This is a genomic window from Sphingobium psychrophilum (genome assembly GCF_012927105.1).
GTDB lineage: Bacteria > Pseudomonadota > Alphaproteobacteria > Sphingomonadales > Sphingomonadaceae > Sphingobium > Sphingobium psychrophilum.
Genome location: NZ_JABBFV010000012.1, coordinates 59,713 through 79,975, shown reverse-complemented (window position 1 = coordinate 79,975; position 20,263 = coordinate 59,713). Strand labels below are relative to the sequence as shown.

Genomic DNA, 20,263 nt, shown 5'->3' with positions numbered 1-20,263 from the left:
AAGAGGGTGGCGCGACCCGACCCGCAGTTGCAAAAGGCAGGGGGTGGACGCTTTGTCCCATCGCCCGCACCGTCATCATGCCGTAAAGAAGGGGCAATAAAAAACACCCGGATCGTGTTTTCACGATCCGGGTGTTTAATGGACGATTGCTCGTCTCCCCCTTGGCCTGCCTCAACCGCTTCTCAGCCCCCTAAGCTCGAAGCGGGATGCAGTATCCCTGAACCACGGCCTTTTACCTGTGCTTCGATTGTCTTGCTATGACCGACGCGGAGCCGAGTCACGGCCAAAATCTGGGCCGTGCTATTTTCCGTTCGTCGCTGTTGCCACGATGCAACAATCGGGCAATGCTTGCCGTTATAGGCCTCCATGCCTAGAGCGTCAGGCAGACCATCCTGCAAGGGGCCGTTCGCGCCACATGATTCTATCCCGTTACGAACGCATGATCGCCAAGCGCTACCTGTTGCCGGGCAAGGGGGAGGGGTTCATCTTCCTCGTCGCCGGCATCAGCCTGGCCGCCGTCATGCTGGGTGTCGCCGCGCTCATCATCGTGATGAGCGTGATGAACGGCTTTCGCGCCGAACTGTTCGAAAAGATCGTCGGTTTGAACGGCCATGCCGTAGTGCAGGGCTATGGCGGGCGGCTGCCCGACTGGCAGTCCGTGCTGAAGCAGGCGAGAGCGACGCCCGGCGTCACCAGCGCCACGCCGATGATCGAACAGCCGCTGCTCGCGACGTTCAATGGCCGGGTGGAGGCCGTGCTGGTGCGGGGCATGACCGTGCCCGACATTCGCGCCAATAAAACGCTCAAGGGCAAGGTTCTGGCCGGTAGCCTGGACAATCTGGTTGCCAATGCGGGCAAGATCGGCATCGGGTCGCGGCTGGCCGAAAATCTGGGCATCCAGCTGGGCGACAGCCTGACCATCATCAATCCGGCGGGGCGATCGACGCCGTTCGGCACGGTGCCGCGGCAGGTCGCCTATCAGGTGTCGGCGATCTTCGAAGTCGGCATCTATGATTATGACAAGGCCATGGTGGTCATGCCGGTGGAGGACGCCCAGACGCTGTTGCTGCTGGGCGACGTCGTCAGCATGATCGAGGTCGAGACGGTTGATCCCGACAAGGTGGGACAGATATTGGAGCCGCTGGCGGGCAAGGTCGCCGGTCGCGCGGCCATCACCGACTGGCGGCAGATGAACGCATCGCTGTTCGAAGCGCTGGCGGTGGAACGGGTGGCGATGTTCGTCGTGCTGTCCATCATCGTGCTGGTGGCGGTCTTCAACATCCTGTCATCGCTCATCATGCTGGTGCGGGCAAAGACGCGCGACATCGCGATCTTGCGGACGATGGGGGCGAGCCGGGTGGGGCTGGTCAAGATTTTCATGACGGTGGGCGTCACCATCGGCACGCTGGGCATGGTGGCGGGCATGGTGCTGGGCTTCACCTTCCTCTTCTTCCGCCAGAGCCTGGTCAATGCGATCCAGTTCGTGACGGGGCAGAATCTGTGGGACCCCTCGATCCGATTCCTGACAGAACTGCCCTCCCAGCCCGATCCGGTGGAGATCACCGTGATCTGCATCATGGCGCTGGTCTTCAGCTTCCTCGCCACGCTCTATCCGGCCTTCAAGGCCGCCAATACCGATCCTGTCCAGGTGCTGCGTTATGAATGATATCCTGAAGGTCACGGGCCTTGCCCGCAGCTTCACCCAGGGCGGGGTCACCATCGATGTGCTGCGCGGCATCGACCTGACCGTCGGGCCGGGCGAGATCGTCGCGCTGCTGGGGCCGTCCGGTTCGGGGAAGTCGACGCTGTTGCAGGCGGTCGGCCTGCTGGAGGGCGGGTTCGACGGGTCGATCCGTATCGACGGCGAGGAAGCGGCGAAGCTGGACAATGACGGTCGCACCCGGTTGCGCCGCGATGCGCTGGGCTTCGTCTATCAGTTCCACCATCTGCTGCCCGATTTCAACGCGACCGAGAATGTCATCCTGCCGCAGGTGATCCGCGACGTGGAGATGGCGAGCGCGAAGGCGCGGGCGGAATCGCTGCTGACAGCGCTGGGCCTGGGCCATCGGCTCGACCATCGGCCCAGCCAGTTGTCGGGTGGCGAGCAACAGCGCGTCGCCGTCGCCCGCGCGCTCGCCAACCGGCCCGCGCTGGTGCTGGCGGACGAGCCGACCGGCAATCTGGACGAGCGCACGGCGGACGTCGTGCTGTCGGAGTTTTTGCGGCTGGTGCGGGGGGAAGGTTCCGCCGCGCTGGTGGCGACGCATAATGAGCGGCTGGCGCAGAAGATGGACCGCGTCGTTCGGCTGCACGAGGGCGTGTTGCAGGGCGCTTAAGCCGCCGCGGACGCCCCATCCCGCACGGTCGCCACCAGGATGCGGTCCCGGCCTTCCGACTTGGCGCGTAGTAAGGCGGCGTCGGCGGTTTGAAGCAGCCGGTCGGGCCGCCCATGATCGGGGAAGGCGGACAGGCCGAAGGAGGCTGTGATCGGTCCCAGTTCCTTGCCATTATGGCCCAGGCGCAAATCCTGAATGCGCCGCTGGATCTGCATCGCGCGGCCCAACGCCTGATCGAGGGTGAAGCCCGGCATCAGGATAACGAACTCCTCGCCGCCCAAACGGAAGGCGTGGCCATGTTCGCGCAGCGAGTCGCCCAGCACATTGCCCACCGCGCGCAGCACGGCGTCGCCCGCATCATGGCCATAGCTGTCGTTGAACCGCTTGAAATGGTCGATATCGACCATCAGGCAAGCCAGCGGCGTGCCGTGGCGATCGGCGTCCTGCACCAAGGTCTGGAGCATGGCGTCGAACTGGCGCCGGTTGGGCAGGCCGGTCAGCGCATCGGCCATCGCCATTTCCCGCAGCGCATCGCGCAGGCGCAGATTAGCGAGCGCCAGGCCGATATTTTCCGCCAGCATCTCCAGATATTGGCCGGTCCGTTCCCGGTGATCGGCGCTGCTGTTCGTCGGTTCCTCATAATAGAGCATGCCGATGCTTTCCCCCTGCGCGGCAAGCGGGATGCAGATGGTGCTGACGCTATCCGTCACGCCCAGATGCTCACACGGTATGTCGACCATCTCGCCGATCGGCCGGTGGGTCTGGCCGCGGCGTAGCGCCCAGCAGGCCGAGGGTGGAAATTCGCCGCGCGAATAAACGGGGGAGAGCCAGCCGCAGGCCTGGGTCATGGCGTTGCGTCGATTGTCGTGGATGTAGAGCCGGCCCGGAAAATCAGGCGCGATTTCGGGGGCGAAGCGGCGCACGACGTCGACCAGGTCGCTGACATTGTCGCAGCCCTGGAGCCGTTGCGTCAGGCGCGAGATCAGGTCGCGCATCATGCGGTCGGCGTCGCGTTCCTTCTCCAGCCGTTGCCGCTCCAACCCGTTTTCGCGGAAGATACGGATCGCCTGCGCCATGTCGCCGATTTCATCGACATGGGCGGTATCGGGCGGGATGGCGTCATAATCCTGCGCGGCGAGGCGGGTGACGACGTCGCTGAGCCGCACCACTGGTCGCAGGATACGCTGTTTCAACACGAAATAAAGAACGCACAGGAACAGCAGGGCGGTCATGCCCAGCATGATTTCGGACATGGTGCGCCATTGCCGGGCGGTGTCGGTCGCCCGTGTCACCGCATGATCGGTGCGCTGGTCGAGCATATATTGGAACTTGCCGACTTGCGCCGCGACACGGTCCAGTTCCCGGCCATATTCGTCGCCGAACAAGATGGTGCGGGCGGTCCCGGCGTCGCTGGCCTGCGCGGCCCGGATCGCGGTTTCCTGCTCATCCGTCAGGGCGTCGGCCCAGTGCATCGCCTGGCGCAGGGCGGTCAGTTCGGCTTCGCTGGCGCCGACATCGCGCAGATGGGCGATCCGCTGTTCGACCGAACGCAGCGCTTCCTTTTCGCGGCGATAGGCGATCAGATGGCTGGGATCGCCGCTGATGACGAAGCCGCGGGCCTGTTCGGTCAGGCGATAGACATCCTCCTCCAGCGTGGCGGTCGCCTGGTCGAAGGTCGCGCGTTGCGCGACCGCGGCGCGCTCACGCTCCTCGGCGCTCGACGCCATCAGCATGGTGACGCCGGAAAAGAGGGTGAGGGCGACGGTGGCCCCATAAGCCCAGTTGGTGATCGTGGAGAGACGCATGATAGCAGCAGCGATAGCGGCGACAGGTTGGTAATCTGTTAAGCATTGGGTCGTTGTGGCTTACCCACAGATTTCGTCGTCGAAGGGGTGGGACGAATCAGCCATCGCCCCTAGATTGGTCGGCATGCCCCATGCTCCCTTTGTACCGCTGCGCGTCTTTTCCTCCTACACCATGCTGGAAGGGGCGATCGATCCCAAGAAGATCGCTAAGCAGGCCAAGGCTCTGGGCTTTCCGGCCGCGGCGATCACCGATCGCAATGGGCTATATGGATCGATGGCCTTTTCCGACGGGTGCAAGGATGAGGGCGTGCAGCCGATCATCGGCGCGATGCTGGGCGTGTTGCGGCCGGGGCGGCCCGCCAATGCGCCGATGCATGACTGGCTGGCGCTCTATGCGCAGGACGCCGCAGGATATGACAATATCTGCGCGCTGGTATCGATGGCGCATCTGGATCGGCCGGTCGAGGAAGTGCCGCATGTGACGATGGAGGCGCTGGCCGGGCGGACCGATGGCGTCATCGCGCTGACGGCGGGGGGAGAGGGCGCATTGGCGCGGCTGTTCGCGGAGGATCAGCCCGACGCAGCCATCGCCTATGTCAAGCGGCTGGAGGCGCTGTTTCCCGATCGGCTCTATGTCGAGATTTGCCGCCGGCTCGACCCGGTTGAGGGCAAGGCGGAGCCGCATCTGCTCGACCTGGCCTATGATCGCAACCTGCCGCTGGTGGCGACCAATCCCACCTGTTTCACCGAGCCGCATTTCCATGAAGCGCATGATGTGATGCTGTGCATCGCCGACAGCGCCTATGTCGACATGCCCGACCGGCGCACGAGTTCGCCCGATGCCTGGATGAAGCCGGCGGGCGAGATGAAGCGCCTGTTCGAGGATCTGCCCGAAGCGCTGGCCAATACGCTGGTGGTCGCGCAGCGCTGCGCCGTGGCCGCGCCCAAGCGCAAGCCGATCCTGCCCAGCCTGGCCGGCGATATCGAGGGCGAGGCGACGATGCTGCGCGATTTGGCGAGCGCTGGACTGGACGCGCGTCTGGCGAAGCTGGGCATCATCGCGGATGAAGTACGCCAACCCTATATCGAGCGCCTGAAGTTCGAGACGGACATCATCATCCAGATGGGTTTTCCGGGCTATTTCCTGATCGTCGCCGACTTCATCAAATGGGCGAAGGATCATGACATTCCGGTGGGGCCGGGTCGTGGTTCCGGCGCGGGGTCGGTCGTCGCCTGGGCGCTGCTGATTACCGACCTGGACCCGTTGCAACTGGGTCTGCTGTTCGAACGCTTCCTGAACCCGGAACGCGTGTCGATGCCCGACTTCGACATCGATTTCTGCGAAACCCGGCGCGGCGAGGTGATCCGGTACGTGCAGCAGAAATATGGCGCCGACCATGTGGCGCAGATCATCACCTTCGGTAAGCTAAAGGCGCGCGCGGTGTTGAAGGACACCGGGCGGGTGCTCCAGATGAGCTATGGCCAGGTCGACCGGCTGGCCAAGCTGGTGCCGAACCATCCGACCGATCCGTGGACGCTGGAGCGATCGCTGAACGGGGTAGCCGAGTTCCGGGCGGAATATGACAATGACAAGCAGGTTCGTCGCCTGATCGACTATGCCATGAAGCTGGAGGGCTTTCCGCGCCACAGTTCGACCCATGCGGCGGGCGTGGTGATCGGCGACCGGCCGTTGCAGCAGCTGGTGCCGCTGTATCGCGATCCGCGATCGGACATGCCGGTGACGCAGTTCGACATGAAATATGTCGAGGGCGCGGGGCTGGTGAAGTTCGACTTCCTGGGGTTGAAAACCCTGTCGGTGCTGCAAAAAGCGGTGCAGTTGCTGGCGGCGCGGGGCGTGACCGTCGATCTCGATACGTTGGCGTGGGATGATCAGGCGGTTTATGACCTGCTCCAGCGCGGCGACACGGTCGGGGTGTTCCAGCTGGAATCCGAAGGGATGCGCAAGACGCTGGCGGCAGTGCGGCCGACCAATTTCGGCGATATCATTGCGCTTGTCTCGCTCTATCGCCCCGGCCCGATGGACAATATTCCGATGTTCGGTCGGCGCAAGAACGGCCAGGAAGAAATTGAATATCCGCATATATTGCTGAAACCGATCCTCGAAGAAACCTATGGCATCTTCGTCTATCAGGAACAGGTGATGCAGGCCGCGCAGATCCTGGCCGGCTACAGCCTGGGCGACGCGGACCTGCTGCGCCGCGCGATGGGCAAGAAGGTGAAGGCGGAGATGGACGCCCAGCGATCCCGCTTCGTGGAGGGCTGCGCCGCGAGCGACATCAAGCCGGCCAAGGCAAATGAGCTGTTCGATTTGATCGATAAGTTTGCGGGCTATGGCTTCAACAAGTCGCACGCCGCGGCCTATGCGCTGCTCGCCTATCAGACGGCCTGGTTGAAGGCGCATTATCCGGCAGAATTTTACGCCGGGTCGATGGCGTTCGACATTCATCTGACCGAGAAGCTGACCGTGTTCGTGGACGATATGCGGCGCATGGGGCTGACATGCCTGGCGCCCGATCTCAACCGCAGCCAGGCGGACTTCACGGTCGAGGCCGTGCCCTGTGAGGGTGAGGACAAGCGGCTGGGCTTTGCCGTGCGCTATGCGCTGGGCGGGCTGAAAGGCGTGGGCGAGAAGGCGATGGAGCAGCTGGTCGCCGAGCGCGAGGCGGCGGGGCCGTTCAAGTCGCTGGACGATTTCGCCGACCGGATCGAGCCGCGGTTGCTGAACCGGCGGCAGTTGGAAAGCCTGGCGGCGGCGGGTGCGTTCGATGGCATATATACCGATCGCGCGGGGGTTCATGCGGCAGCGGAAACCATATTATCGGTCGCGTCAAGCAACGCGGCGGCGCGTGAAAGCGGGCAGGGTGGCCTGTTTGGTGATGTCGAAACGCCGCACGCCGATGTCCGTGTGCCGCCGCATCAGGCCTGGACCGTGGCGGACCGCATGGCGCAGGAGAAGGAGGCTTTCGGCTTTTATTTCTCGGCCCATCCGGTCGACCGCTACAAGCATTTGGCCGAAGCGCGGGGCGCGCGCAGCTATGGCGCGGTGTGTCAGGCGCCGATGCCCGCGCCCAATGCGGACGGGCGCGCGATGACGATCATGGCGGCGATGGTCGAGGATGTGCGCTGGCGCGAAACCAAGCGCGGGGCGCGCTATGCCAACGCCACCTTCTCCGACCAGAGCGGCCAGTTTCAGGCGAGCTGTTTCGATGAGGGCGCTTGCAAGGCGATCGAGGAACTGGCGGCGGACGGCGATTGCGCGCTGCTGGTGGTGGAACTGGACCGATTGCCGGGCGAGGAAACGCCGCGCGTGACGGTGCGCGGGGTCGAGCCGTTCCGGGCGATCGCCAGCGCGTCGCGCATGGAATTGACGGTCGACGTCGAGACGCCGCAGGCGGTCGAGGCGCTGGCGACGTTGCTGGCCGGGGCGAGTGGCGGGCGGAGCGAGGTGTTCCTGCGTGCGCCGGTGAGCGCCGGGCAGGCGGCGCGGCTGTTCCTGGGCGATCAATATAGTTTGGGCGCGGATCAGGTGGACGCGATCTCTACGATCAAGGGGCTGAGCATCCATAGCTTCGAGCGGATGGACGTGAAGGCGGACGGGTATAAGACGCGGACGCGGCGGACGGCGATGCGGTTGGTGGGGTGATATTTTTCGATGGCGGGTGGCGGGCAGGCCTACGGAAGGCGAAGGCCCGATGACCGTCACCCCAGCGAAGGCTGGGGTCTCAGGCGATGGCGCGATAGGTTTTGGAAGTGCAGGTTCGACGGTCGCGTGCCTCCGCACGAGACCCCAGCCTTCGCTGGGGTGACGAAAAGAACGAGCCCTAAAATAACCGCATCTGCGCGCCTTCCGGCGGGCGGAAGAGGTCGGTGCGCAGCGTCAGCCGTTCCGCGCCAAGGCCTGCGCGCTTGCGGGCTTTGACGAAGCGGGTGCGGAGGAGGTCGGCCCAGACGCCCTGACCGCGCATCCGAGTGCCGAAATCGGGGTCGTTGTCGCGGCCGCCGCGCAGGTCGTTGATGATCGCCATCACCTTGGCCGCGCGGTCGGGATAGTGGGTGTCGAGCCAGGCGCGGAACAGAGGGGCGACTTCGTGCGGCAGGCGGACGGGGATGAATGTCACCTCGCGTGCGCCGGCCTGTGCGACGCGGGCGACCAAGGCCTCGATCTCATGGTCGGTGATGGCCGGGATGACCGGTGAGATGCTGGCGGTGACGGGGATGCCGGCCGCCGATAGCTGGCGGATCGCCTCGATCCGGCGCAGCGGATGCGGCGCGCGGGGTTCCAGGGTGCGGGCGATGGCGGGGTCCAGGCTGGTGACGGAGAGCATGACCGCCACCAGGCCGTCGCGGGCCAGATCTGCGAGCAGGTCGATGTCGCGCAGGATGCGGTCGGACTTGGTGGTGATGAAGGTCGGGTGCCGGGTTTCAACCAGCAGTTCCAATATGTCCCGCGTGATCCGCCAATCCTTTTCGATCGGCTGATAGGGGTCGGTATTGGTGCCCATGGCGATCGGCGCGACGACATAGCTACGCTTCGACAATTCGGCGCGGAGCAGTTTCGCGGCGTCGGGCTTGGCGAACAGCTTGGTTTCGAAATCGAGGCCGGGCGAGAGGTCGTGATAGGCGTGGGACGGGCGCGCGAAACAATAGATGCAGCCATGTTCGCAACCGCGATAGGCGTTGATCGATTGGGAAAAGCCGATGTCGGGGCTGGCGTTGCGGGTCAGGATGGTGCGGGGATGTTCGATTGTGACCTGTGTGCGGCGGCGGGGGACGGGGCCGTCCAGATGCTCGACCGCATCGAGCCAGTCGCCGTCAGCCTCCCGCTGGGGCAGGTTGAAACGGTGGCTGTCGCCGTTCAGCGTTGCGCCTCTGCCTTTCTCGATCGCCATAGAGCATGAGAACATGAAGGGAACAAAATGTCAAATGAGACAACAAGTGCGACAATAGAATCATATTGCTCATTTTCATTAATTAGCTAACTAATTAAATTCATGCCCAATCTTATCGCTCGGTCAGGCGCGGCATCAATTCGACGAAGTTACAGGGGCGAAAGCGGCTGTCGAGCTGGGTGACCAGGATGCCATCCCAGGCGTCCTTCACCGCGCCGGTCGAGCCGGGGAGCGCGAAGATATAGGTGCCGCGCGCGACGCATGCGGTGGCGCGGGACTGGATGGTGGACGTGCCGATGCTTTGGTAGCTGAGCCAGCGGAACAGTTCGCCGAAACCGGGGATTTCCTTGTCCTGCACCTGGGCGAGCGCTTCGGGCGTGACGTCGCGGCCGGTGACGCCCGTGCCACCGGTGGTCAGGATAACGTCGACCTGCGGATCGTCGATCCAGGCGTGGAGGCGGGCGACGATGGCAGACCGGTCGTCGCGCTCGATGTAACGGTCGGCGAGGATATGCCCCGCACCCTCCAGCCGTTCGATCAAGGCGTCGCCGGAGCGGTCCTCGGCGAGGCCGCGCGTGTCGGAGACGGTGAGGACGGCGATCCGAACGGGAATGAAGGCCCGGCCCTCATCGATCGGCATCAGTCGGAACCGCCGCCCATAGAGGCTGTAGAAAGAGCGCGTCCGTCCGCCTTGCTGATACGCACCAGCTTCACGCCCTTGGCATTGGGGAAGGTCGGCCACATACCCTGCGCCATGCCTGTGAGGCACTCGGCGCTGCCCTTCGCCTGGATTTGGTACATCCAGTAATTGCGCATCACGATGTTCACATAGGCGCGGGTTTCATAATAGGGCAGCGATTCCATGAAGAGCAGCGGATCGCCCTTGTCATGGACCTGCGTGTTCCAGCGGCTGACGGGTAGCGGACCAGCATTGTAAGCGGCCATGACCTTGGGCAGCAGGCCGCCGGTCGCGCTCATGTCACGCAGGGTTTCCAGATAGCGCTGGCCATATTCCATGTTGGTCGACGGCACGAACAGTTGCGATGCCGATGCCAGTCCCATGTCGCCGCCGGTGCCGGGCATGACCTGCATCAGGCCGCGCGCGCCCGCGCTGCTGACGACGTCGGAGCGGAAGCCCGATTCCTGTAGCGTATGGGCAAAGATCAGGGAAGGATCGACTCGCCAGCCGCCATCGGGCCGCCAGTTCGGCGCGGGGAAGCGAGCGAAGCTGGCCGGCTGCTTGCCCGCCGGGCCATTATGGGCAAGCCACAACTGAGTCGCGGGCAGGCTGAGCGCGCCGGCAAGCCGCAGGATCGCATCATATTGTGCAGGGCCGCCGATCTTGGCCTGATAGCGCAGGATTTCGTCAGCACGGCCATTGTCGCCGATCGCCGAGAGGGCAATGGCGGCGCGGACGTTGGGACTGTCCTTCAGCACGCGCCAGTCCATGTCGCTGAAACGGCTGACCAGGGCCGCGACCTGCATCGGCATACCGAGCGATTCGCGGGCGAGCAGGCCGTAGAAGGTTTCGTCAGAGCGGGCCGCTTGCTTCAGATAGGCGGCTACCTTCTCCGCTTCGCCGCAGACCATATAAGCGCGCGAGGCCCAATAGGCGCCGGCGGCGCGCATGTCGGCGTCGCCCGCGAGCGCGGCGACATTGGCGAAGGCGGGGGCGGCGGTGCGGCAGTCATTTTGACGCCAGGAGGCGAGGCCATTGGTCCAGTGCGCCTGCACCATCCAATCGCCGCCGGTGCGGGTTTCGAGCGCGCGCGTGGCCATGCGGCGGGCGTTCACATCGTCATTTTCGATATAATAGGCCCAGGCGACGCGCTGGCGCACCTCAGTCAGCCCTTCGGACGTCAGGCCCGCTTCGCCAGTGGCGAGCAGTCCTTCCGCGCCGATCGGATCGTCATTCTTCACATAGGTCTGGATCTGGCCGGCGAGCGCCTGGGCCAGCGCATCGGTCTTGGTCGCGGCGACATATTGGCGGCGGGGGGCGGCGCCGAGCCAGACCATCTTCTGAATTTGCGGCAGGGTCGGCAGGATGGTTGCGCCGCGCCTTTGCGCCAGGCGGGACAGTTGATCCGCCTTGGGCAGCCAGGCGGCCTTGTTGACGAGGTCCAGCAGGTCGAACAGTTCGACCCGCGGCGATCCCTTCGCCAGGTAGATTTCGGAGAGCGCGAGCGGGCGGACGGCATCCTGCGGGTCCAGCGCGGCGATCATCGCCTTGGCATCGTTCCATTGCTGTGCCTGGATCGCGGCGAACAGCGCACGGTAGCGGGCCTTGTCGCCGTCGCTCAGTTGCAGCGGGGAGGTTTCGGTGGCGAGGGTCGGCAGGACGGGTGCGGTGTCGGCCTGGGCGGGAAGCGCGGCGGCGAGGCCCATGGCGATCAGGGCGAGGCGGGACATTTGGGTCGCTGCGCGAATCACGGACGGGTTTCCTCGATCAGGCTTTGCAGGGTGCGCCAGCATTCCGCCTTGGCCGCAGGCTGGGTCAGCAGCAGCCGGGGGTGGAATGTGGCGATAGCGGGCACAATGCCGCCATCATGATTAAATTGGCGTAAACTATTCGCCGGTGATGCTCCGTCCGTCGGCATCAGCGCACGGATCGTCCGGTCACCCAGCAGGAGCAGCCGGCGTGGTTGGGCCAGCGCGACATGGGTGCGCATGCGATCGGCCGCATGGGCGAGGTCGGACGCTTCCACCATGCCGCCGGGCGGGCGAGCCGTGAAGAGCGAGGCGAGGTGGATGGCGTCACGGTCGAGGCCGATGGCCCGCAGCATCGCGTCGAAGAGCAATCCGGCGCGATCGGCCAGCAGGCGACCTTCGCTCATATCGGCAGGATCGGGCAGGTCGGTGACGACCATCAGCGTCGCCTGCGCCGGGCCGGTCGGCGCGATGGGTGTGCCAGCCCAGCGTCGTTCGGGCTGGGCGGGATCATGGGCAAGCCAGGCAAGGAACGATTCGAGGGTTTGCGGTTTCTCCACCACGGCCGCTGTCATGGTGACGGGGCGCGCGGCGACCGGGCGCAGCCAGTTCACCGGCGATTCGCCTATGGCGCTATCCACGCCTGCAAGCTGCCACCACGCCAGATAGGCGTCGGCGGTCGCCGCATCATCCTGCAATAATCCCCGCATCACGAACAGTTAGGGCCAGAGGTTGACGAGGGGGTCAAGGTGCTTCATCGCCTTGGATGGTAAAGTGTTGGACTAATGCGGCGATTGGAGAGGACGGGGTGCAGCCCGCCGATCGCCCCAATGGAGGGATGAATGAGCGAACGGGAATCGATGCCCTATGACATCGTGATCGTCGGCGGCGGGCCGGCCGGTCTGTCGGCGGCCATCCGGTTGAAGCAATTGGCGAATGATACGGGTCAGGAACTGGCGGTTTGCGTGCTGGAAAAAGGGTCCGAAATCGGCGCCCATATCCTGTCGGGCGCGGTGATCGATCCCAAGGCGCTGGACGAATTGTTGCCCGATTGGCGGACGCAGGGCTGTAGCCTTGCCGACGTGCCGGTGACGGACAACCAGCATTGGTTCCTGACCAAGACCGGCAAGGTCGCCATGCCGCACATCATGACGCCGGGCTGGATGCACAATAAGGGCACCTATACCGGGTCGCTGGGCAATTTGTGCCGCTGGCTGGGTGAACAGGCCGAGGCGCTGGGCGTGGAAATCTTCCCCGGCTTCGCGGCGGCCGAAATCCTCTATAATGAGGATGGCAGCGTGAAGGGCGTGGCGACCGGCGACATGGGCGTCGACCGCGAGGGGAATCATAAGGGCGATTATCAGCCCGGCCTGGAGCTGCACGCCAAATATACCTTCTTTGCCGAAGGCGCGCGCGGCCACCTGACCAAGATTTTGAAGCGCCAGTTCGCGCTGGATGCGGACAGTGAGCCGCAGGTCTATGGCCTGGGCATGAAGGAATTGTGGGACATCGATCCCGCGATGCATCAGCCGGGGCTGGTGATCCACTCGCAAGGTTGGCCGCTGACCGATTCCTATGGCGGCGGCTTCCTCTATCATCAGGCCAATGGGCAGGTGGCTTTGGGCTTCGTCGTGGGGCTGGGCTATCGCAACCCGCATCTCTATCCGTTCGAGGAGTTCCAGCGCTGGAAGCAGCACCCCGAGATCCGCAAATTCCTCGAAGGCGGGCGCCGCGTGTCCTATGGCGCGCGGGCGATCAATGAGGGCGGCTGGCAGTCGATTCCGAAGCTGGTCTTCCCCGGCGGCGCGCTGATCGGTTGTTCGGCGGGCTTTGTGAACGTGCCGCGGATCAAGGGCACGCATACGGCGATGAAGTCGGGCATGCTGGCGGCCGAGGCGGCGTTCGAGGCGATCCAGAATGAACGTGCGCGCGACGTGCTGGACGATTATGAGCTGCGCCTGCGGTCGAGCTGGATTGCGGACGAACTGAAGCTGGTGAAGAATGCGGAACCGCTGTTGTCCAAGTTCGGCGGCACGATCGGCACGCTGCTGGCGGGCATCGACATGTGGATGCGGACGCTCAAGATCGGCCTGCCCTTCACGATGAAGCACAAGGCCGACAATGAGAAGATCTGGCCCAAGGACGCCTGCGCGAAGATCGCTTATCCCAAGCCCGATGGCGTGGTGAGTTTCGACCGGCTGTCGTCGGTATTCCTGTCGAACACCAATCATGAGGAGGACCAGCCGGTCCATTTGCAGCTGAAAGATCCGGCGATCCCGATCAGCTACAACCTTCCCCTTTATGACGAGCCGGCGCAGCGTTACTGTCCGGCGGGCGTGTATGAAGTGGTCGGTCAGGAAGAGGGCAATCCCCGGTTCCAGATCAATGCGCAAAATTGCGTCCACTGCAAGACGTGCGACATCAAGGACCCGACCCAGAATATCAACTGGGTCGTACCCGAAGGCGGCGGAGGACCGAATTATCCGAACATGTAAGCGCCTGACCCTGTTATTGATGTTGACGACCCCGGCGGTGGTTCCGACCATGGCGGGGGCGTCGGTCGATCCCGCCATGGTTAGAAATGGCGCGCTCCACGCCTATGCGCGGGCGCGGATGGCGGATGGGGACGGTGCGCTGGGGCTGGCGGTGGCCAGCTATCGCGAGGCGTTGAAGCAAGACCCGGCGCGGATCGAGATTGCCCGGCGATCCTATGTGCAGGCGTTGGAGAGCGGGGACCGGCTGCTGGCGCGGCAGTCGGCGGCATTACTGGACGGGGCGGGATCGCTGCCGCGCGACGGCACGCTGCTGTTGATCGGGGAGGCGTTGGCGGCCAGGGATTGGGCCGATGCGCGGACATTGACCGACCGGATGTTGGAGGAAGGCAATTTCGCCTTTCTGACGCCCATCATCCGCAGTTGGATTTCGCTGGGCGAGGGGCAATATGCGCCGCCGGTGATCGACGGCAAGGATCGTTTCGCAGCGCTGGGACTGCGCTATGCCGACGAACATGCGGCGTTGCAGGCGCTGGCGCGGGGGGACCTGACGACGGCGGCACCCGCGGCGCGGCGGGCGCTGGCGGTGCGCAGCGGCGATGGCGCGGCGTTGCGGCTGGCCTTTGCCGGGCAATTTGCGGCGCGCGGCGCGAAGACGGAAGCCTTGACCCTGTTGCCGGTGGGCAGCGCCAGTTTCGCGCAGGCGCGCGCCGACATTGAAAAGGGTAAGGGGCTGAAAGCGGCCGGGGCTGCGACGACGCCGGCGCAGGGCTTTGCGCGGTTGCTGGCGCGGCTGGCGGTCGATGTGTCGTCGGATTCCGGCAGTTCGACGCTGGGGCTTCGGCTGGCGCGGATCGCCACGTTCGCCGATCCCACTGGCCCGGAAATCCATATCGTCGCGGCCCGATTGCTGACGGCGCAGGGCCATGCGGCGGGCGGCGTCGCCGAAGCGGGCGAGGTGCCGGCCAATGGCTGGTATGGCGCACTCGCGCAGGCCGAACTGATCGACGCGCTGGCGGCTGCGGGCGACATGGATGGCGCGCTGGCGCTGGCCCGCACGCAGGCGGCGGAGCCGGGCGCGGAGGCGGAGCGGCAGGTGCGGCTGGGGCGTTTGCTGGCGCAACGCGACGATTTTGATGGCGCGGCGGCGGCGTTCCGGGCGGCGCAGGCGGGCTATGCGGACGATCAACTGCCTTGGACGCTACTGCTGTTCGAGGGCAGCGCGCTGGAACAGGGCAAAAGATGGGACGAGGCGCGTGCGGTGCTGGAGCGGGCGGCGAAAATCGCGCCCAATGAACCGGTGATCCTCAATTATCTGGGCTATGCGCAGATCGAGCGGCGGCAGAATGTCGCAGCGGCGCTGGAATTGCTGAAGAAGGCGAGCGCATTGAAGCCGCAGGATGCGTCGATCACCGATTCGCTGGGCTGGGCGCAGTTCGTGACGGGCGATGTCGATGCGGCGGTGCCGGTATTGGAGCGTGCGGCGGCGGCGGCACCGACCGACAGCACGATCAACGAGCATCTGGGCGATGCGCTGTGGGTTGCGGGGCGGCGCTATGAGGCGCGCTACGCCTGGGCGGCTGCATCGGTCTTTGCCGAGGGCGATGTCGCCACGCGGCTGGCGGCGAAACGTACAATGGGGATGAGGCCCGAATATGCCGCACCCTGACACCGGGCTGGATGGTGAGGCGTTGATGACGCCTGTAACCGAGATTGCCTACGCCAAGGTCAATGTCGCGCTGCATGTTCGGGCGCGACGGGACGATGGCTATCATGCGCTGGAGAGCCTGTTTGTCTTTGCCGAAGATGGCGATCGATTGCAGGGATGGGCGAGCGACGATGGCGCGATCGACCTGACGATCGACGGGCCGTTCGGGGCGACGCTGGACGCGGGCACGGACAATCTGGTGTTGCGGGCGGCGCGGGCGTTGCAGGCTTATCTTGGTGAGCAGCGCGGGGCGGCGATCCGGCTGACCAAAAACCTGCCGGTTGCGTCCGGCATTGGCGGCGGATCGGCGGATGCGGCGGCGACGCTGCGCTTGCTGGCGCGGCTGTGGGATGTGCGGATCGACGACGGGGAGTTGATGGCGCTGGCGCTGGACCTGGGGTCGGACGTGCCGGCCTGTGTGGTTAGCGCGACGCAGATGGTCGGGGGGCGCGGCGAAAGGCTGGCGCGCCATGCGGTCGAGGGGCTGGACGCATGCCCGATGCTGCTGGTCAATCCGGGCGTCGGCGTATCGACGGCGCGGATATTCGCCGGGTGGGACCGGGTCGATCTTGGGCCGCTGGATGGCTCCAGCCTTGCAGCGCTGAGAGACAGCGGGCGAAACGATCTGGAGGCACCCGCGCTGGCGATCGCGCCGGTGATTGGCGATGTGCTGGCGATGCTGGCGGCGCAGGAGGATGTGCTGCTGGCGCGCATGTCGGGATCGGGCGCGACCTGTTTCGCGTTGTTTCGTAGCGACCGCGCCCTGGCGGCAGCGGCGCAGGCGGTGCGGCAGGCGCAGCCCGATTGGTGGGTGATGGAAACGCGGATCAGGCGCGCATGAGCGAAGCCTATACACAGATTGAGGGCGGCGGACTGGACCTGCTGATCGTGGGCGATCATGCGTCCGCGCATGTGCCGGAGGATATCGACCTTGGCATCGACCCGGCGCTGCTGGGCAATCATATCGCGATCGACATCGGCGTGGCGGAGGTTAGCGGGCTGCTGGCCGCGCAACTGGGCGCGACCGCGATATTGGGCGGCGTGTCGCGGCTGGTGATCGACCTGAACCGTGAGGAGGACGCGCCGGGCCTGCTGCCTGTGATGAGCGATGGCCATGCGATCCCTGGCAATCGCGATGCGGATTTAGGCGCGCGTATGATGCGCTTTCACCATCCCTATCATCATCGGGTGGCGACGTTGCTGGAGCGCATGACGTCTCCTTTCATCCTGTCGGTCCATAGTTTCACGCCGCAATTGGCGAGCGATCCGGGGCAGCAGCGGCCGTGGGATATCGGGGTGCTGTATAATCAGGACGATCGCGCGGCGCGGATCGCCATTCCGCTGCTGGAGGCCGCGGGGCTGAGGGTCGGCGACCAATTACCCTATGCCGGGACAGTGCTGAATGCGACGATGAACCGCCATGCCGAAGCCAATGGCATCCCCTATCTGGGCGTGGAGATGCGGCAGGATCTGGTTGGCGATGCCGCCGGACAGGCGCGGTTCGCAGCGATATTGGGGCCGGTGGTGCTGGCATGCAGGAGCCGATTGGCATGATACGTGGCGGAATGGGGGTGGCGGCTTTGATGCTGCTGGCGGGTTGTGGTGGCGAGGCGGCATCTTCGCACGATAACTCTACCGCTGTGGCGGATGCTGCGCCGGTCGATGACGGCAAGGCGGATTGTGCGCTGGCAGGGTCGGGCGAGTGGGCGCGCGACTGCCTGGTCGAGCGCGTAGGCGAGATGCTGACGCTGCGGCACCCCGATGGAGGATTCCGGCGCTTTCGCGTGTTGGCGGACGGGCGCGGGCTGGCGGCTGCCGATGGCGCGGAGGCGGCGAAGCTCAGCATATTGGACGACAAGCGGATTGAGGTGGTCGCAGGCGACGATCGCTATCGGCTGCCGGCGCGGATGGCCGGTTCCGGGCGATGACCGGCGGGCCGGTCCTGACGGCGGCGCAGATGCGCGCGGCGGAGCAGGCGGCTTTCGATGCGGGGATCGACGAATATGGGTTGATGGAGACGGCTGGCGCGGCGGCGGCGGCGATCATCTGGCGGGCCGGGCATAAGCGGGACGCGCTTGTGCTGTGCGGGCCAGGCAATAATGGCGGCGACGGCTATGTGATCGCCCGGCTGTTGCGCGACCGGGGCGTGCCGGTGCGGGTGGCGGCCCTGGGCGAGAGCTGCACCGTGTCGGGCCAGCGGGCGCGGGCGGCATGGGGCGGGCCGGTCGAGAATGTGATGCGCGCTGCGCCGGCGACGCAACTGGTCGATGCGCTGTTCGGCACTGGTTTGACGCGCGGGCTGGATGACGCGGTGGCGGCGCGGCTGTGCGCGCTGGCCGGGGCGGCGGCGATTAGCCATGCGATCGACCTGCCCAGCGGGATCGAGACCGACAGCGGTGCGATACTGTCCGCCGTGCCGCTTTTCGGCACCTGCATTGCATTGGGGGCTTATAAACCCGCCCATGTGCTGCAACCTGCGGCGGGGCATATGGGACGACTAGTGCTGGCGGATATCGGCATCGCGACACCCGCTACAGTGCATCGGTTGAGCGCGCCTGTGCTACCTGCGCCGGTTGCGCAGGCGCATAAATATACGCGAGGGCTCGTCGCTGTGGTTGCCGGCGACATGATAGGGGCCAGTTGCCTGTCAGCCGAAGCGGCGGCGCGATCGGGGGCGGGCTATGTCAGATTGCTCGCCCATGGACCGGTTCCGCGCATGAGCCATGCGATCGTGCAACACGCTTCTTTGGATTTCGGTCGCGCCAAGGCGGTTCTGGTCGGCCCCGGACTTGGCCGTGACCATGCAGCTTGGGAGAGGCTGGCCGCCGCCGCCAAGGCAGGCGTTCCGATGGTCGCCGATGCCGGTGCCCTGTGGTTGCTTGCGGAAAAGGGATGGGGTGATTTGCCTTCACCCGCTATCGTGACGCCGCATGAGGGCGAGTTCCAGCGGCTGTTCGGCGACTTGCCCGGCAGCAAGATCGATCGCGCGCTGGCGGCGGCGCGCAGATCGGGCGCGGTCGTGGTCTACAAGGGGGCGGATAGCGTGATCGCGGCGCCGGACGGGCGGGCGGCGGTGGCGTCGGGCGCGTCGCCCTGGCTATCGACCGCCGGGACCGGAGACGTGCTGGCCGGGCTTTGCGCCGGGCGGCTGGCGGTGACGGGCGATCCGTTCCGGGCGGCGTGCGAGGCGGTGTGGCTGCATGGCGAAGCGGCGCGGCGGGCCGGGGCGGCCTTTGTCGCGGATGATTTGCTTGAGAGCCTGCCAGCGGCTATCGCCGCGCGATTGTGACAGACACCGACCTAGACACCATCATCCGCATCGCCGCCAAGGGCGACGGCATCACGGCCGACGGCCGCCATTTCCCGCTGACCGCGCCGGGCGACCGGATCGGCCCCGGCGGCGCGATCATCGCCGGGCCGCATCATGTCGATCCAGCCTGCATCCATTTTCCAGCCTGTGGTGGGTGCCAGATCCAGCAACTGGACGAGGTAAGCTACGCTGAGTTCGTAACCGGGCGGGCGATCGGCGCGCTGGCGGGGCAGGGTGTGGTGCCCGGCACCGTGCTGCCGCCGCACATCTCCCCGCCGATGACGCGGCGGCGGGCGGCTTTGCGGGCCGCGCGGGCGGGCAAGCGCGTCACCATCGGCTTTGCCGAGGAGGGCAGCCACCGGCTGATCGACCTGGAGATGTGCGCGGTGCTCGATCCGCAGCTGTTTGCGCTGGTGTCGCCGCTGCGGGGGCTTTTGGCGACGATTCTGCCCGACAAGCGGGCGGCGCATGTGAAGATGTCGCTGATCGACCAGGGCGTCGATTTGCTGCTGGAAGGCGTGAAGGTCGAAGGCTTCGCAGCGGACGAGGCGCTGGGCGACTTTGCGCGGGCGCATGGCCTGGCGCGGTTGACCATCGATGAGGGCGACGGCGCGCAGACGCGCTGGGAGCCGGAGGCGGCGACGGTGAGTTTTGGCGGCGTGCCGGTTGGTTTTCCGCCCTTCGCCTTTTTGCAGGCGACGCCCGATGGCGAGGCCGCGCTGGTCGGGGCGGTGCGCGATGCGCTGCCGGAGACGGGGGCGATCGCTGATCTCTTCGCGGGCCTTGGCACGTTCGCGCTGGCGCTGGGCGACGGGCGGCCGGTCTATGCCGGTGAGGGCGCGCGCGATGCGATACTGGCGCTGAAGCTGGCGGCCGGGCGGGCGCAGCGGCGGCTGGCGGCGGATCATCGCGACCTGTTCCGGCGACCGCTGACGCCGGAAGAGCTTAATCGCTTTGCCGCGGTGATCCTCGATCCGCCGAGGGCGGGCGCGCGGGAGCAGGTGTTGCAACTGGCGGCATCAAGCGTGCCGGTCATCGCCTATGTGTCCTGCAATCCGGCGAGTTTCGCGCGGGATGGGGCGCATCTGACGGCGGCGGGCTATCGGCTGGATAGTGTGAAGCCGGTGGGTCAGTTCCGCTGGACTACCCATGTCGAGATGGTCGGCATCTTCCGCAGATAAAAAACCCTCGCCGCAGGGGGAGGAGCGGCGAGGGATTTTCAGTTTTTTGTGTCCCGGCTTATGGTCGGCCGGGAACAGGCATCCTCTCCGGGGA

15 protein-coding genes are annotated in these 20,263 nt (G+C 65.7%); 10 read left to right on the top strand and 5 right to left on the bottom strand.

Going from position 1 to position 20,263, the window contains the following annotated elements:
* Window positions 1-415: 415 nt before the first annotated feature.
* Together HHL08_RS16275 and HHL08_RS16270 are read left to right on the top strand one after the other, a co-directional pair.
* On the top strand, window positions 416-1,666 hold the full coding sequence (locus HHL08_RS16275) for a lipoprotein-releasing ABC transporter permease subunit (protein ID WP_169574118.1): 1,251 nt from the start codon (window positions 416-418) through the stop codon (window positions 1,664-1,666).
* Window positions 1,659-2,336 (top strand): ABC transporter ATP-binding protein, encoded by a 678-nt coding sequence (locus HHL08_RS16270; RefSeq protein WP_169574117.1) that lies wholly within the window; start codon window positions 1,659-1,661, stop codon window positions 2,334-2,336. Before HHL08_RS16275 ends, HHL08_RS16270 begins: the two co-directional genes overlap by 8 nt.
* Here the strand turns inward: HHL08_RS16270 and HHL08_RS16265 are convergent.
* Complete coding sequence (locus HHL08_RS16265; protein WP_169574116.1) at window positions 2,333-4,141, bottom strand: diguanylate cyclase; 1,809 nt, start codon at window positions 4,139-4,141, stop codon at window positions 2,333-2,335. The two genes, HHL08_RS16270 and HHL08_RS16265, sit on opposite strands and share 4 nt — an antisense overlap.
* Window positions 4,142-4,265: 124 nt before the next feature.
* Here HHL08_RS16265 and dnaE point away from each other — a divergent pair, with 124 nt between their 5' ends.
* Window positions 4,266-7,805 carry a DNA polymerase III subunit alpha gene (gene dnaE / locus HHL08_RS16260; RefSeq protein ID WP_169574115.1) on the top strand — a complete coding sequence of 1,180 codons (3,540 nt, stop codon included), beginning with the start codon at window positions 4,266-4,268 and terminating at the stop codon, window positions 7,803-7,805.
* A gap of 178 nt (window positions 7,806-7,983) precedes the next feature.
* Here the strand turns inward: dnaE and HHL08_RS16255 are convergent, their stop codons facing one another.
* From HHL08_RS16255 to HHL08_RS16240, 4 genes are all read right to left on the bottom strand, one after another.
* Entirely contained in the window at window positions 7,984-9,051 is a 1,068-nt protein-coding gene (locus HHL08_RS16255; protein WP_169574114.1) for a PA0069 family radical SAM protein, read from the bottom strand.
* 112 nt (window positions 9,052-9,163) lie between these two features.
* Window positions 9,164-9,691: a molybdenum cofactor biosynthesis protein B gene (gene moaB / locus HHL08_RS16250; protein WP_169574113.1), complete on the bottom strand. Its 528-nt coding sequence runs from the start codon at window positions 9,689-9,691 to the stop codon at window positions 9,164-9,166.
* Window positions 9,691-11,481, bottom strand: a complete 1,791-nt coding sequence (locus tag HHL08_RS16245) for a lytic transglycosylase domain-containing protein (RefSeq protein ID WP_169574112.1) — start codon at window positions 11,479-11,481, stop codon at window positions 9,691-9,693. Before HHL08_RS16245 ends, moaB begins: the two co-directional genes overlap by 1 nt.
* Window positions 11,478-12,188, bottom strand: a complete 711-nt coding sequence (locus HHL08_RS16240; RefSeq protein ID WP_169574160.1) for a uracil-DNA glycosylase family protein — start codon at window positions 12,186-12,188, stop codon at window positions 11,478-11,480. Before HHL08_RS16240 ends, HHL08_RS16245 begins: the two co-directional genes overlap by 4 nt.
* Before the next feature lie 132 nt (window positions 12,189-12,320).
* On the opposite strand from HHL08_RS16240, the gene HHL08_RS16235 reads away from it, so the two are divergent.
* From HHL08_RS16235 to HHL08_RS16205, 7 genes are read left to right on the top strand one after another with little or no spacing between them, the layout of a single operon-like run.
* Window positions 12,321-13,973, top strand: a complete 1,653-nt coding sequence (locus HHL08_RS16235; protein ID WP_169574111.1) for an electron transfer flavoprotein-ubiquinone oxidoreductase — start codon at window positions 12,321-12,323, stop codon at window positions 13,971-13,973.
* Window positions 13,974-13,992: 19 nt separating this feature from the next.
* The gene (locus HHL08_RS16230; RefSeq protein ID WP_169574110.1) at window positions 13,993-15,639 is read left to right on the top strand and encodes a tetratricopeptide repeat protein; all 1,647 of its coding nucleotides are present in this window, start codon (window positions 13,993-13,995) and stop codon (window positions 15,637-15,639) included.
* Window positions 15,626-16,519 carry a 4-(cytidine 5'-diphospho)-2-C-methyl-D-erythritol kinase gene (locus HHL08_RS16225; RefSeq protein ID WP_169574109.1) on the top strand — a complete coding sequence of 298 codons (894 nt, stop codon included), beginning with the start codon at window positions 15,626-15,628 and terminating at the stop codon, window positions 16,517-16,519. Before HHL08_RS16230 ends, HHL08_RS16225 begins: the two co-directional genes overlap by 14 nt.
* Complete coding sequence (locus HHL08_RS16220) at window positions 16,516-17,232, top strand: N-formylglutamate amidohydrolase (protein WP_169574108.1); 717 nt, start codon at window positions 16,516-16,518, stop codon at window positions 17,230-17,232. The genes HHL08_RS16225 and HHL08_RS16220 overlap by 4 nt, the downstream gene beginning before the upstream one ends.
* Complete coding sequence (locus HHL08_RS16215; RefSeq protein ID WP_169574107.1) at window positions 17,229-17,606, top strand: hypothetical protein; 378 nt, start codon at window positions 17,229-17,231, stop codon at window positions 17,604-17,606. The genes HHL08_RS16220 and HHL08_RS16215 overlap by 4 nt, the downstream gene beginning before the upstream one ends.
* Window positions 17,603-18,967, top strand: a complete 1,365-nt coding sequence (locus tag HHL08_RS16210) for an NAD(P)H-hydrate dehydratase (protein WP_169574106.1) — start codon at window positions 17,603-17,605, stop codon at window positions 18,965-18,967. Before HHL08_RS16215 ends, HHL08_RS16210 begins: the two co-directional genes overlap by 4 nt.
* Window positions 18,964-20,169, top strand: a complete 1,206-nt coding sequence (locus HHL08_RS16205; RefSeq protein ID WP_169574105.1) for a class I SAM-dependent RNA methyltransferase — start codon at window positions 18,964-18,966, stop codon at window positions 20,167-20,169. Before HHL08_RS16210 ends, HHL08_RS16205 begins: the two co-directional genes overlap by 4 nt.
* The last annotated feature ends 94 nt before the right edge of the window (window positions 20,170-20,263 follow it).